General features: G+C 63.9%; 13 protein-coding genes. 1 reads left to right on the top strand and 12 read right to left on the bottom strand.

What is annotated here, in order from left to right:
- Positions 1-112 precede the first annotated feature (112 nt).
- The 5 genes from FHS78_RS16010 to FHS78_RS15990 are packed head-to-tail and all read right to left on the bottom strand — an operon-like array spanning position 113 to position 3,873.
- Entirely contained in the window at positions 113-376 is a 264-nt protein-coding gene (locus FHS78_RS16010; RefSeq protein WP_167095381.1) for a hypothetical protein, read from the bottom strand.
- A gap of 12 nt (positions 377-388) precedes the next feature.
- Positions 389-838 (bottom strand): hypothetical protein, encoded by a 450-nt coding sequence (locus FHS78_RS16005; RefSeq protein WP_167095380.1) that lies wholly within the window; start codon positions 836-838, stop codon positions 389-391.
- A gap of 53 nt (positions 839-891) precedes the next feature.
- Positions 892-1,827, bottom strand: coding sequence for an alpha/beta hydrolase (locus FHS78_RS16000; protein ID WP_167095379.1), 936 nt, complete (start codon positions 1,825-1,827; stop codon positions 892-894).
- A gap of 4 nt (positions 1,828-1,831) precedes the next feature.
- The gene (locus FHS78_RS15995; protein ID WP_167095378.1) at positions 1,832-3,004 is read right to left on the bottom strand and encodes an alpha/beta hydrolase; all 1,173 of its coding nucleotides are present in this window, start codon (positions 3,002-3,004) and stop codon (positions 1,832-1,834) included.
- Positions 3,005-3,039: 35 nt separating this feature from the next.
- A complete protein-coding gene (locus FHS78_RS15990) occupies positions 3,040-3,873 on the bottom strand; it encodes an enoyl-CoA hydratase/isomerase family protein (RefSeq protein ID WP_167095377.1) in 834 nt (277 codons plus the stop codon).
- 177 nt (positions 3,874-4,050) lie between these two features.
- On the opposite strand from FHS78_RS15990, the gene FHS78_RS15985 reads away from it, so the two are divergent.
- Positions 4,051-4,845, top strand: a complete 795-nt coding sequence (locus tag FHS78_RS15985) for an SDR family NAD(P)-dependent oxidoreductase (RefSeq protein ID WP_167095376.1) — start codon at positions 4,051-4,053, stop codon at positions 4,843-4,845.
- Here FHS78_RS15985 and FHS78_RS15980 read toward each other — a convergent pair whose 3' ends face one another.
- From FHS78_RS15980 to FHS78_RS15950, 7 genes are all read right to left on the bottom strand, one after another.
- Positions 4,846-5,133 (bottom strand): encapsulin-associated ferritin-like protein, encoded by a 288-nt coding sequence (locus tag FHS78_RS15980; protein WP_167095375.1) that lies wholly within the window; start codon positions 5,131-5,133, stop codon positions 4,846-4,848.
- A 58-nt stretch (positions 5,134-5,191) separates the two neighbouring features.
- The gene (locus tag FHS78_RS15975; protein ID WP_167095374.1) at positions 5,192-6,298 is read right to left on the bottom strand and encodes a glutathione S-transferase family protein; all 1,107 of its coding nucleotides are present in this window, start codon (positions 6,296-6,298) and stop codon (positions 5,192-5,194) included.
- A gap of 89 nt (positions 6,299-6,387) precedes the next feature.
- On the bottom strand, positions 6,388-7,161 hold the full coding sequence (locus FHS78_RS15970; protein ID WP_167095373.1) for a hypothetical protein: 774 nt from the start codon (positions 7,159-7,161) through the stop codon (positions 6,388-6,390).
- Between the two features lie 116 nt (positions 7,162-7,277).
- On the bottom strand, positions 7,278-9,485 hold the full coding sequence (locus FHS78_RS15965) for a 3-hydroxyacyl-CoA dehydrogenase NAD-binding domain-containing protein (protein ID WP_167095372.1): 2,208 nt from the start codon (positions 9,483-9,485) through the stop codon (positions 7,278-7,280).
- Positions 9,486-9,623: 138 nt separating this feature from the next.
- A complete protein-coding gene (locus FHS78_RS15960; RefSeq protein ID WP_167095371.1) occupies positions 9,624-10,829 on the bottom strand; it encodes an acetyl-CoA C-acetyltransferase in 1,206 nt (401 codons plus the stop codon).
- A 98-nt stretch (positions 10,830-10,927) separates the two neighbouring features.
- Positions 10,928-12,085 carry an acyl-CoA dehydrogenase family protein gene (locus FHS78_RS15955; RefSeq protein ID WP_167095370.1) on the bottom strand — a complete coding sequence of 386 codons (1,158 nt, stop codon included), beginning with the start codon at positions 12,083-12,085 and terminating at the stop codon, positions 10,928-10,930.
- 33 nt (positions 12,086-12,118) lie between these two features.
- Positions 12,119-13,912, bottom strand: coding sequence for an acyl-CoA dehydrogenase C-terminal domain-containing protein (locus FHS78_RS15950; protein ID WP_167095369.1), 1,794 nt, complete (start codon positions 13,910-13,912; stop codon positions 12,119-12,121).
- Positions 13,913-13,921: the final 9 nt, after the last annotated feature.

Genomic DNA, 13,921 nt, shown 5'->3' with positions numbered 1-13,921 from the left:
GGAACCAACCTGCCGGCATCGTCTTGGCGCGGGGACAGCTCCGGGCTCCGGATTGCCGCGCGCCCTGACGGGCGCTCGCAATGACGGCACATTTCCATTTCCGGAATTGGTCTCAGGCGTCGGAGCGGCGCGACGGGCGGGCCTGAATGACGAGGCCGCGTTCATCCGCCAGGCGCTGGATGGTTTTCATGCCGCGCGCCAGCGGGTAGAGATTTTCCATGTCGCCCTGCTTTCGCGCCTGCGAGGCCGCGCTGCGCGTGACCTCGTAAAGACGCATCAGTTCGTGCCCGTCCATGAGACGCAGCGCCGCCTCCTTGGCGGGGCGGTCCGGATCGCGCTCGGTGAAGACCAGCGGCTTTACCTGATGGCTGCTCACGATGCCGCCGCCTCAGATATTGTCCGATTGCGGATCGGGGGCGGAGGGCTCGTCCACTTCTTCCATTCGGTCGCGGAATTTTCGCGCCAGTTCGGCAAAGCGGTCCATGAAGCCGTCGAAGAAGGAAAAGGCCTTGTCCATCTCTTCGTCGCTCGGCAATTCCGCCTCGTCCGTTTTCTCCAGACGCTTGTGGAGATCGGCATTCTTCTTTTCAAGCTCGCCAAGCCGCTTTTGATAAGCCTCGCGCTCATCCGGCACGAGCTGGCAGGCCCAGGCGCCCTGAATTTCGCGGCAATGGGAAACTTCGCCGGTCTGCCGGTCGAGGCGCAGGAAACCGCCATCGACCCGCTCCATCTCATAACGCGCGGTGCTTTCGGGCTCCGCCGAGAGGGCGGGCGTGACGGCGCATATCGCCAGAAGCGATACGAGACCTGCCCGTCCAATTCGGGTTGCGCCTGCCATGGAGCATTCCTTACGCGGCTGAGATCGGCGTTGGCGCAATGATAGGAGAGGCATCACGCCGCCGCAATGCGCGCCTGAAGGTCGAGCGCTTCGCGGCGGATCGTCTCGGGAAATTCCATCGGAATGAAATGCGAGGCCCGCCCGATGCGCAGGATGGTGGCTTGCGGATCATGCGCGGCAAGCAGCGCGGGCGCCGGTGCGCGGCAGGTGCTGCCGGCCCCGGCATAGACAAGGGTGAGCGGCGCCTTGAGCTGCGCGATGGGCGCAATACTGTCATGGCCCTGCGCGCGGAAATTGGCCGCTTCCCAGGCGGGCTTGCAGGCGAGTTCCAGCGTGCCGTCGGCGCGCGCCACGGTGCCGCCCTCGATGTAATCCGCGATCATCTCCTGCGGCCAGCTTCGGAAGGCGCCCCGGCCGGTATAGGCGCGCAGCATGGTCTCCGCATCGGGAAATTCCGCGCGGCGCTTTTCCGCGCCGCGCGCGAGATCGAAGCCGTTGCTGCCGCCGATGCCGAGCTTCTGCACCAGATTGACGATGCGGCGCTGATGGTTGGGGATCAGCACGGGGTCGATCAGCAGCAGGCCGCGCACGAGGTCGGGCCGTTTCGCCGCCGCCATGAGGCTCATCGCGCCGCCCATGGAATGACCGCCGAGCATGACGGGAGCGCCCGTTTCCTCCGCCCAGCCCTCGATGAAGCGGATGAGGTCGTCGCGATAGACATACCAGTTGCGATGCGCCGCCGGGTCGGCGGGCAGCGTCGTCAGCCCGTGGCCGCGCGCATCCCAGGCGCGGATACGGAACTCCTTTGCCAGCGGCGACAGAAGCCGGCGATAGGTGAGCGCGTTGAAGCCGTTGGCATGGGCGAAATGCAATGTGGGGCGATCCGCATTGCTTTCATCCGCCCATTCGACGAAGGAAATCTCGCCGTCGCGGTCGCGCCAGCTCTTGCGCTCGCCCGCGGGCGCGCCTGCATTTACTGCTACATTCATATCGTTACCGCTCCAGCAGCCCCTTTTGCCGGAGCCAGGCTCCTATCACGCCGACAGCCTCGGCAGCCTTGTCCGGCTGGCCGATATAATAATGGGTTGCGCCCTCGATGCGATGAAACTCCTTGTCATCGTGCTTTACACCTTTGAACAGGCGCGCGGCATGGGACGGCGTACAGCCATCGTCCGCGCCGTTTTCGACGACCAGAACCGGCTTTGAAATATCGCCGGCGCATTTCGGCCCGTTGGCGCGGCTTTCGGTATAGGACCATTGCGAGAGCCAGGCGCGGAGCGAGGAATAGCGCGCAAGCCCGGCGGGCGACATGTTGACGATCTTCGGGTCGCCCATGAAGCACCAGTTGGGGCCCTTGCGGTCGTTCGGGTCGATGGAGAGGTCGAGCCAGCGCGGATCGGCCATGGTGCCGTGCACGGTGAAGCCATATTCCTCGTTCTCGCGGCCCGTTTTCCGCAGATGTTCGAGCTTCTCCTTCACCCAGTTGTCGATCTTTTCGGACCGCGCGATCTGGGCGGCGCGGAAGCGGGCGAGAAATTCCTGCGTGTAAGGCGGTTGGTTCGGGTTTTCCGGATCGTAGAGATCGAGCTCGCGGTCCCGGTCTTCGGGATCGAGTTCGTTGCGGATCGAGGGGTCGAGCCATTCCGTCAGCGTGAGGGCGCGGCTGACATGCGCGGCGAGAAACATCACCGCGTCGGCGGGAATGAGGTTCGCGCCCGCCACATCCACCGGGTCGCCCGCGGGCGTGGCCGCGATCGACGGCTTTTCCGCCTGCGACTGATAGAAGGCCGACAGCGAGCCGCCGCCGGACCAGCCCGCCAGGATCACCTTTTCGAAGCCGAGCTTTTCCTTTGCGTAGCGGATATAGGCGCCGAGATCGAGCAGCACCTTTTCCATGATGAGGGCGCTGTCGTTATGCGGGTAGCGGCTGCCGCAGGTGAGGACGTGAATGCCTGCCGCCGCCAGCGCATTCGGCATGGGCAAGAGGTTCATCGTGCCTGTCGGGTGCATGAAGACGAGCACCGTTTTCGACGGCGCATCCTTCGGCTTCAGATATTGCCCTTCGACCACGATGCGGTCATGCGCGCCCGCATAGGTTTCCTTGAAGGCGGATTTCTCCTCCCAGTGCAGATAGAAGGGTATCCGCTCGACCTCGAACTTTTTCATGACCGGCCTCCCCTGCCAGACGGATGAGACAGGGTTTATTCGGCAGCCTTGCCAGCTCTCGCGCGCGCGGCCTTGAAGTCGGGTTTGCGCTTGTTGAGGAAGGCGTCCACCGCCTCATGATGCTCCGGCGTCGTCCAGCATTTTCGCAGCGCGTCCGTTTCGAGCTGCTGGGCGCGCTTCATATCCGTGGTGCAGGCGTTTTCCGTCAGCAATTCCTTCGTCATGCGAAGCTGGAGCGAGGGGTTTTCGCAGATGAGGCCGGCAATCTCCATCGCCTTCGGCATAAGCTCCGCATGCGGAACGACATATTCGCAAAGGCCCTTTTCCTTTGCCTCCGCCGCCGGATAGAGGCGGCCCGTCAGCATCATCTCGCTCGCATTGCCCCAGCCCATGCGGCTGACGAGGAAATGCGAGGAGGCAAGCTCCGGCACGATGCCCATTTTCACGAAGACGAGACCGAATTTCGCTTCTTCCGAGGCGACGATGATGTCGAAAGGCAGGATCTGCGTGACGCCGATGCCGACGGCGGGGCCGTTTACCGCGGCGATGAGCGGCTTGGAGGTGCGGCACAGCTCGATCCAGTCGAGCCCGGCGGGCAGGCCGCCGGAGCCGCCTTTGGTGTCGTTGCCGGGGTCCTGACCGTCGAGGCGCGTCTTGAAGGTGCTTTCGATGTCCGCGCCCGCGCAGAAGCCGCGGCCCTCGCCCGTGACGATAATGGCGCCGATATCCTCGTCGTCATTCGCCTTCGCAATCGCGTCGGCCAGTTCCTCCGACATGCGCGGCGTCCAGGCGTTCAGCCGGTCCGGCCGGTTGAGCGTGAGCAACAGCACGCCGTCACGCTTTTCGGATTTTATCTGTTCGTATTGCATGGTCCTCCTCCCAGAGTTCCTCATTGTTCTTTTGATGAAAGTCTAGGCAGGGCCGGAAGGCGTCACAAGCGATCTACGCATCGCACGGCGAGAGCCCGCCGGAACGCGACGTCAAGGGCGGCGGCTTGATCGGCCACAGCCGCGCGCTAAAGTGACGGCCAACAGAGGGAGGCTCAGATGGATCTGGAACTTGGCGGAAAACACGTCTTCATCGCCGGCGCGAGCCGCGGGATCGGCTTCGGCATGGCGGAAGCCTTCCTGCGCGAAGGCGCCAAGGTTGCGCTGACGGGACGCGGCGAGGGATCGCTCGACGCGGCGCGCAAGGCGCTGATCGACAAGGGCGTGGCGGAAACGCAGCTCTGCACCGTCGCAGGCGACATGACGGCATCCGCCGATATCGCCGCCGCGCTCGACGCGGCGGAAGAACGGCTGGGTCCGGTTCACTGCGCCATCGCCAATGTGGGGCTCGGCCGTGCGCCGCTCGGCTTCGACGTCAGCGACGCGGACTGGCAGGCGGATGTGCAGCAGAACCTGTTCGGCGCGGTCTATCTCGCCCGGGAGGCGCTGAAGCGCATCATGGCGCGCCCCGCGGCGGACCGCGAAGACGCCAACATCATCCTGATTTCCTCCATCGCGGGCGTGGAGGCGCTCGGCACGTCGCTCACCTATGGGGCGACCAAGGCGGGCGTGAACCATGTCACCGCCTCGCTTGCCAAACTCGTCGGCAAGGAGGGGGTGCGCGTCAACGCTATCGCGCCCGGCAATATCATTTTTCCCGGCGGCGACTGGCAGAAGAGAGTGGATGAACGGTCGGAAGCCTGGGGCCGCTGGATCAAGCGCGAGGTGGCGCTGCGCCGTTTCGGCCAGGTGGAGGAAATCGCCGATGCCGCGCTCTTTCTCGCAAGTCCGCGCGCGAGCTTCGTCACCGGCGAAATCTTCGTCGTGGATGGCGGCCAGCTCCGCCGGACGTAATCAGTCCTCGCCGATGGTGGCGTCCTTGAAGAGACGCTCCTCCATCTCGTGACCGAAGACGTCGTTGTTGCGGCGCAGCCACTCCATCACCATGACGGCGTGTTCGATCTCCTCGTCGCGATTGTGCTCGAGGATTTTCTTCAGTTCGGGATCGGTCGTGTTCTCGGCGCGCTGATTGTACCAGTCCACGGCTTCCAGCTCCTCCATCAGGGAGACGATGGCGCGGTGGAAGTCCAGCGCTTGCGGGGAGAGCTTGTCATAGGGTTCGTGGAGACCTTCGCTCGACATGGGCGATCCTTTTTTCCGATCCGGTTTTCATTTTTTCGTCCGTCCAGGGTGCCGGGCGTCAGGCGAGCGCGAGCTTGAAATTGCGCCTTGCGAGCCGCGGATAATCCGGGAAACTCATCATCGCTTCCCCGCCCGCCATATTCAACAGCTTCTCGGCCGCCTCGCTGTCGGCCCCTTCCAGCGAGCGCAGAAAATCCAGCGGGCGCTGGAACATCCAGAGGTCGAAGAGGAAGACGGCGCGTTTTTCCGTCACGCCTTCCAGCGTGAAATCATGCATGCCGATCGCGCGGGGAAGCTCCTGCCCGCCGCCCGCCATGTCCGGCCTCTCCGCGAGGAACGCCTTGAACCGTTCCGCCGTGGCCATGAGAACCGGCAGATATTCGCGCATCATGCGCTGAAGCACCGGCATGAGCGTTTCCGGCACGTCGTCGCCCGGCAGGAACTCGCCCTCATTGGGACGGGGCGGCTTCATCATCCGCTCCACCCATCCGGTGACATGGGGCGCCACGCGCTTCATGAGGTCGCCGGAAGCGGGATCGCGATACTGATGCGCGTAGAGCGGGCCGACGAGCCCGAAATCGCCGATGGAAGGGCGCGTGCCGAAGAGATAGTCGTGATGGGCGAAATGCGCGTCCAGCTCGGCCAGCAGCCCTTCATAGCTGCGCTCGATGGCCGGTCCGGAGGCCTGCGTGCAGCCGAGCGCGGGCAGCGCGCCGGCGAACGGTTTCGCCACTTCCTCGCCGATCTCGCGCTGCGCGTCTTCCGGCAGGTCGGGACGGGAGAGGCGCCCGAACTCGGCAACCGCGAAATCGCGGTTCTTCGTCCAGCGGTAATGCATGGCCGGGATCTTCAGCCATTCGTCGCCATAAACCTCGATGAGCAAGGCGGCCAGGCGCCGGCAGGGCGTGGCGGGATAGACCGAGGGATCGGGGAAACGGACTTCCAGTGCGTCGATAATGTCGGTGGAATCCTGAAGCGTGTCGCCCTCCGGCGTCACCACGACCGGGATCACCGGCCAGCCGACGCGCGGCATGATGACGGTCTTGTAGACCTCGCGGCTCGCAATCGTCTCCACGAAGGGGATTTTCTTGTATCGCAGATAGGCGCGGACCTTGCCGGTGAAGTAGCTCACCTCGGCGCCGTAAAGCTCATAACCTTCCGTCATTCCGCCCCCTCCTACGGGATCATGCGTCTTTGCCGGTATCCCATAGCAAGTCGGGGCCCCAATAAAAAGGGCCGCGATCCCGCCCTCCCCTATCGCCGGAGAGGGCTCGCCGAAACCGCCGCGCGGGCTTGCGCGCCGCCGACCACATCGAGGAACAGCGCTTTCCTGCAGCGGTCGAGACAGGCGACGATATGGACGGGCGCGCCGCCGCCGAGATAGAAGAAGAGATTATAGGTCGTCCCGCCGAGATTCGAGACGGCATCGAGCCGCCAGATTTCCTCCGTCGGCAGATCGTTCCCGCCCGACGCCTCCGCCAGCAGCGACACGGCCTGTTCGCGGCGCTCGCCTTGCAGCTTGCCGCCCGCAAGCCGGGTGAAACGATAGGCATAGCGGGGATCGAAACCGGCGGAGGCGGGTTTCGGCTGCTGCCCGGGCGGCAGGGCGAGAATGGAGACGGCTTCGCTGCTGCCATGCGCGACCCATGCCTCTCCCATAACCGGCACGAGGGCCTGGCCTTGCGCGGAGCAGACGCGGACCATCCAGCGGTCGAAGGGGGCGGGCACGGGCACCGTCATGCCTTCGGGCGCATCGAGGCAGAGAAACGACGCCTCGCCGGGCGCGATGCCGTCTTGCCCCGTCTGCGCCGGTCTTGCCAGCGGCGGCTTCAACAGGCGCTGCCGGTCGTCCTTTTCAGGCGCCGTCACCAGCGCGTCGGGCGGCGCGGCGGCGAGATCGCCCTCTTCCCAGACCGGCGCCGGGGACGGCCCCGCCGGGCCCATATCCGGCACCTCGGCGCGGGCGGAGAGGCCCGTCCCGGCGAGCAGCACAATGAAGAGTGACAGAAAAGCAGAATGACGGCCCAACACGATCGCCCCGACACCGATCAGAAAGGCGCAATTCTAGCAGGCGGTCCGGGCGAACCAAAGAAGAAGGGCGGCCCCAAGGGCCGCCCTTCGCCATCGTCCAACTCCAGAATGGATCAGGCCGCGGCCTTTTCCTTCGGCGGCGCGAAGCGGGTGTAGAAGCTTTCGCCCTTCTCCGCCATTTCGCGCAGCAGCGCATTGGGCTTGAAGCGCTCGCCATATTTCTGGGCGAGACTGTCGCAGAGTTCCACGAACTCCTTCGTGCCCAGCATGTCGATGTAGGAAAGCGGACCGCCGGTCCAGGGCGCGAAGCCCCAGCCGAGGATCGCGCCGACATCGGCATCGCGCACATCCGTCACCACGCCTTCCTCGAAGCAGCGGGCCGCTTCCAGCGCCTGAATGCAGAGGAACCGCTTCTTGTATTCCTCCACGAGTTCGGGATCGGCTTCCTCGATCTTCGTTTCCACGAGATCGGCAAGGCCCGGCCAGAGCTTCTTCTTGCCGCCTTCGGGATAATCGTAGAAGCCCTTGCCCGCCTTGCGGCCGAGACGGCCGAGATCCACGACCATCTTTTCGACGATCTTGTCGGCGGGGCCTTCGACATATTTGTCGCCGAGGTCTTTCTTGGTCTGCTGGCGGACCTTGTAGCCGAGTTCCAGCGAGACTTCGTCGTTGAGGGCGAGCGGCGGCATGGGCATGCCGGTCATCTTGCCGGTGTTTTCCACGATGGCCGGCTTGATGCCGTCGGCCAGCATGGCGAGGCCTTCGCTCACATAAGTGCCGAAGCAGCGCGAGGTGTAGAAGCCGCGGCTGTCGTTCACCACGATGGGCGTCTTGCGGATCTGCTTGACGTAATCCATCGCCTTGGCGAGCGTCTCGTCGGAGGTCTTCTCGCCCATGATGATCTCGACAAGCTGCATCTTGTCGACCGGCGAGAAGAAGTGGATGCCGATGAACTCTTCCGGTTTGGAATAGGCTTCCGCCAGACCCGAAATCGGCAGAGTCGAGGTGTTGGAGCCGTAGATGCCGCCTTCGGCGATCATCGGTTCGGCCTTCTTCGTCACCTCGGCCTTGATGCCGCGATCCTCGAACACCGCCTCGATAACGAGATCGGCGCCCTTGAGGTCGCCGAAATTCGTCGTCGGCGTGATGCGCGCCAGCGTGGCGTCCATCTTGTCCTGCGTGGTCTTTCCGCGCTCCAGCGCCTTCTCAAGCAGCTTCTGCGAATAGGCCTTGCCCTTTTCCGCACCGGCCTGCTCGGTATCGAGCAGCACGACTTCCATGCCGGCCTGAGCGGACACATAAGCAATGCCAGCGCCCATCATGCCGGCGCCGAGAATGCCGAGCTTCTTCACCTGGAATTCCGGCACGCCCGCGGGACGGCGCGCGCCCTTTTGCAGTTCCTGCATGGAGAGGAAGAGCGAACGGATCATCGCCTTGGAGCGGGGATCCATCAGCAGCTTGGTGAAGTAGCGGCTTTCGATGCGCAGACCCGCCTCGATGGGCACCTGCAGGCCTTCATAGACGCAGGAGAGAATGTATTTCTGCGCCGGGAAGTTGCCATGCGTCTGCTTGTGAAGCTGCGCATTGCCGATGGTGAAGACCTGCGCGCCGCCCTTGGAGTTCGGATCGCCGCCGGGCACCTTGTAGCCCTTCTTGTCCCAGGGCTGCTCGGCATCGCCGACTTCCCTGATCCACTTCTTGGCCTCGTCGATCAACTGATCGGCAGGCACGACCTTGTGGACGATACCGGCCTTGGCCGCCTTTTCCGGATTGAGGGACGAGCCCTGCAGGATGATCGGCAGGGCCGCGCCCGCGCCGATGAGGCGCGGCAGGCGCTGCGTGCCGCCGCCGCCCGGCAGGAGGCCGACCTTGGCTTCCGGCAGGCCGAGCTGCGTTTTCGGATTGTCGGAAGCGACGCGGTAATGGCAGGCGAGCGTCACTTCGAGACCGCCGCCCAGCGCCGTGCCGTTGATCGCGGCGACGACCGGCTTGCCGCAGGTTTCCAGATCGCGGAGCAGCATGTTGAATTTGAGGTTACCCTCATACATGCCCTTCACGCGGTCTTCCGGCGAACCGCCTTCGCCGCCACCGGCCTGGCCGCCCATCATGGACAGATCGGCACCGGCGCAGAAGGCGCCCTTGCCGGAGGTGATGACGGCACCCTTGATGCCGTCGTCCGACATGATCTTTTCGATGATCGAGGCGATGTCGGCCATGGAGCTTTGCGAAAGCACGTTCATGGAGCGGCCCGGCATGTCCCAGGTCGCGAGCGCGATGCCGTCGCTGTCGACGTCGAAGCTGAAATTTTCGTATGTGGTCATTTGTCTTTTTCCCTGCTCGGGCCTCGTGCTTCGAGACGGACGCTTCGCGTCCTCCTCAGCATGAGGAACATAATTTTTACCCTCACCCTGAGGAGGCGGCGCCAGCCGCCGTCTCGAAGGGTGCGGCCCCGTTCTCCCTCAGACGCGCTCGATGATGGTGGCCGTGCCCATGCCCGCGCCGACGCAGAGCGTCACCAGCGCGGTGTTGAGGTCGCGGCGTTCCAGCTCGTCCAGCACGGTGCCGAGGATCATGCCGCCGGTGGCGCCCAGCGGATGGCCCATCGCGATGGCGCCGCCATTCACGTTCATCTTCTCGTGCGGAATGTCGAGCGACTGCATCATGCGCAGCACGACGGAGGCGAAGGCCTCGTTGAGTTCGTAGATGTCGATGTCTTCCGGGTTCATGCCCGCCTTGGCGAGCGCCTTGCGCGAGACGTCGGCGGGGCCCGTCAGCATGATGCAGGGCTCGGACCCGATGGAGGCCATGGCGCGGATGCGCGCGCGCGGCTTCAGGCCCATGGCCTTGCCGGTTTCCTCATTGCCGACGAGAACCGCGGAAGCGCCGTCCACGATGCCGGAAGAGTTGCCCGCGTGATGGACATGGGTGATCTCTTCCACTTCCGGGTAGCGGTCGAGCGCCACGCCGTCGAAGGCGAATTCGCCGAGCGAGGCGAAGGAAGGATTGAGCGCGGCGAGCGACTGCATGGTCGCTTCGGGACGCATATGCTCGTCATGGTCGAGAATGGTGAGGCCGTTGATGTCCTTCACCGGGATGACCGATTTGGAGAAATAGCCATTGTCCCAGGCGGCCTTGGCGCGCTTCTGGGACTCAACGGCATAGGCGTCCACATCGTCGCGGGAGAAGCCGTATTTCGTGGCGACGAGATCGGCGCCGATGCCCTGCGGCGTGAAATAGGATTTGAAGGCGATGTTGGGGTCGGTCGACCAGGAGCCGCCCGAGGCGCCCATGCCGACGCGCGACATGGACTCGACGCCGCCGCCGATGGCCATATCGGCCTCGCCGGACATGACCTTGGCCGCCGCCATGTTGGTGGCCTCAAGGCCGGAGGCGCAGAAGCGGTTGATCTGCACGCCCGCCGTCGTCTCGGCATAGTCGGCATTCAGCACCGCGATGCGGGCGATGTCGCCGCCCTGCTCGCCGACCGGATCGACGCAGCCGAGTACCACGTCGTCCACCTTGGAGGTGTCGAGGCCGTTGCGGTCGCGGATCGCCTTCAGCGTCTGCGTGGAGAGTTCGAGCGCCGTCACTTCATGCAGCGCGCCGTCCTTCTTTCCCTTGCCGCGCGGCGTGCGCACGGTGTCGTAAACGAAACAATCGGTCATGGGGGGCTCCCTGTCTGACACGCCGGCGGTACCGGCAACCGTTCTTTTATTGGGTCGAATGTGCCACGCCCCGCAATCGCGGGGCGTGGCTTCTTGTCCTAGAGCGTGCGCGCAATGAGCATCTTCATGATCTCATTGGTGCCGCCATAGATTTTCTGGATACGCGAGTCGCCATACATCTGGGCGATCGGATATTCCATCATGTAGCCATAGCCACCGAAGAACTGGAGACAGGTGTCGATGATCTCGTTCTCCTTTTCGGTGGTCCACCATTTGGCCATGGCCGCCGTGGTCGCATCGAGCTTGCCGTCGAGCAGTTTCACCGCGCAATCGTCGACGAAGACGCGGGCGATGGTCGCCTCGGTCTTGCATTCGGCGAGCTTGAACTGGGTGTTCTGGAAATCCAGGATGCGCTTGCCGAAGGCCTTGCGGTCCTTGGTGTATTCGGCGGTGAGCGCAACGGCCTTTTCCATCGCGCAGCAGGCCTGCACGGCGATGATGAGGCGCTCCTGCGGAAGCTGCTGCATGAGCTGGACGAAGCCCTGGCCTTCTTCCGACCCCAGCAGGTTGGTCTGGGGCACCTTCACGTCGTCGAAGAAAAGTTCCGACGTGTCCTGCGCCTTCTGGCCGAGCTTCTTCAGATTGCGGCCGCGGCGGAAGCCCTCGACCTCATCTGTTTCGACCATGATGAGCGAGGTGCCCTTGGCGCCGCCTTCCGGGTCGGTCTTGGCGACGACGCAGATGAGATCCGCCGTCTGACCGTTGGTGATGAAGGTCTTCTGGCCGTTCAGCACATATTGGTTGCCGTCCTTCTTGGCGGTCGTCTTGACGCCCTGAAGGTCGGAGCCGGTGCCGGGCTCGGTCATCGCAATGGCGCCGACCATTTCGCCGGAGGCCATTTTCGGCAGCCATTTCTTCTTCTGCTCTTCCGTGCCATAGGCCTTCACATAATGGGCCACGATGCCGGAATGCACGGAGTTGCCGAAGCCGCCGACGCCGGCGCGGCTCTGTTCCTGCGCGATCACCATTTCATGACCGAAATGGCCGCCGCCCCCGCCATATTCCTCGGGGATGGAGGCGCAGAGAATGCCCGCCTCGCCGGCCTTCAACCAGGCGTCGCGATCCACGAAGCCCTGCTCGTTCCACTTTTCGACATGCGGCACGAATTCCTTTTCATAGAATTTCTTCACCGCGTCCTGAAGGATTTCCAGCTCCTCATCGAGCCAGGGGGATTTGTATCCCTCATTCAGTGTCATTCGTTGCGCTCCCTGTTCTTGTCGTTATGGGTGTCAGAAATCATCGGCCGCCAGCGCCATCATGTTCGCCGAGCCCGCGCGCACGCGCTCAAGCTGCATCGCCGTCTCGGGCACCGCCTGCTCCATATAGAAGAGGCCGGTGGCGAGCTTGGTCTCGTAGAATTCGGCCTGGTCGCCCGCACCTTCCGCCAGCTTGTCCAGCGCGACCTTCGCCATCATCGCCCACATAAAGGCGATGCCGGTGATGCCGAAAAGATGCATGTAGGGCGTGGAGCCCGCGCCGGCATTGTCCGGATTTTCCAGCGCGTTCTCCATGAACCACATGGTCGCCTCTTCGAGGCGCTTGCGCGCGAGCTTCACCGGGTCGAGATAGGGTTTGAGCTTGTCGTTGCCTTCATTGGCGTCGGCGAATTCGTCGATCTCCCTGAAGAAGGCGAAGACGGCGCGGCCGCCATTGGAGGCGAGCTTGCGGCCCACGAGGTCGAGCGCCTGAACGCCGTTGGCGCCCTCATAGATCATGGCGATACGGGCATCGCGCACGAACTGCTCCATGCCCCATTCGCCGATATAGCCGTGACCGCCATAGACCTGCTGCGCTTCCACCGCGTTGAGGAAACCGCGATCCGTCAGATGGCCTTTCAGCACCGGCGTCAGCAGCGCCATCATGTCGTCGCCGAATTCGCGGGTCTTCTCGTCTTCCGATTTGTGCGACAGGTCGCCATGTAGCGCCGTCCAGACGAGCAGCGCGCGGGCGCCCTCGTTGAAGGAGCGCGCATTGAGCAGCATGCGGCGGATGTCGGGATGGACGATGAGCGGGTCGGCGGGCTTGTCTTCGGCCTTGGGGCCGGTGAGCGAGCGGCCCTGCAAACGCTCCAGCGCATATTCGGCGGCGTTCTGATAGGCGACTTCCGACTGCGACAGCCCCTGAAGGCCGACACCGAGACGCGCTTCGTTCATCATGGTGAACATGGCGCGCAGGCCCTTGTGCTCTTCGCCGACGAGCCAGCCGACGGCGTCGTCATAGTTGAGGACGCAGGTGGCATTGCCGTGAATGCCCATCTTCTCTTCCAGCGAGCCGCAGGAGACGCCGTTGCGCTCGCCCAGCGAGCCGTCTTCATTGACGAGATATTTCGGCACGAGGAAGAGCGAGATGCCCCTGACGCCCTCCGGACCGCCCTCGATGCGCGCCAGCACGAGGTGAAGAATATTGTCGGCCAGATCGTGCTCGCCCGCCGAAATGAAGATCTTCTGCCCGCTGATCTTGTAGCTGCCGTCGCCCTGCGGCACGGCCTTCGTGCGCAGGAGGCCCAGATCGGTGCCGCAATGGGGCTCGGTGAGATTCATCGTGCCGGTCCACTCGCCCGAGACGAGCTTGGGCAGATATTTCCGCTTCTGCTCTTCCGTGCCGTGGATGTGGAGCGCGGAATAGGCGCCGTGGCTGAGGCCCGGATACATGCCGAAGGCCATGTTCGCGGAGGACACCATCTCGTTGAAGATCACGCCCAGCGAATTGGGCAGGCCCTGCCCGCCATATTCCGGATCGGCCACCAGAGCGGGCCAGCCGCCCTCGACGAGGGTCTTGTAGGCGTCCTTGAAGCCGGTGGGCGTGGTGACCACGCCGTTCTCGAGTTTGCAGCCTTCGCGGTCGCCCACCTGATTGAGCGGCTGGAGCACTTCCTCGGTCAGCTTCGCCGCTTCTTCCAGGATGGCGCGGACGAGATCTTCCGAGGCATCCGCGAAGCCGGGCAGGTTGGAATATTGCTGGATGCCCAGCAGTTCGTAGAAGAGGAAGTTGTATTCGCGAAGGGGTGCTTTGTAGCTCGGCATTGATTACCT

Source organism: Parvibaculum indicum, assembly GCF_011762095.1.
Taxonomy (GTDB): domain Bacteria; phylum Pseudomonadota; class Alphaproteobacteria; order Parvibaculales; family Parvibaculaceae; genus Parvibaculum; species Parvibaculum indicum.
This window is presented reverse-complemented; position numbering and strand designations above follow the sequence as displayed.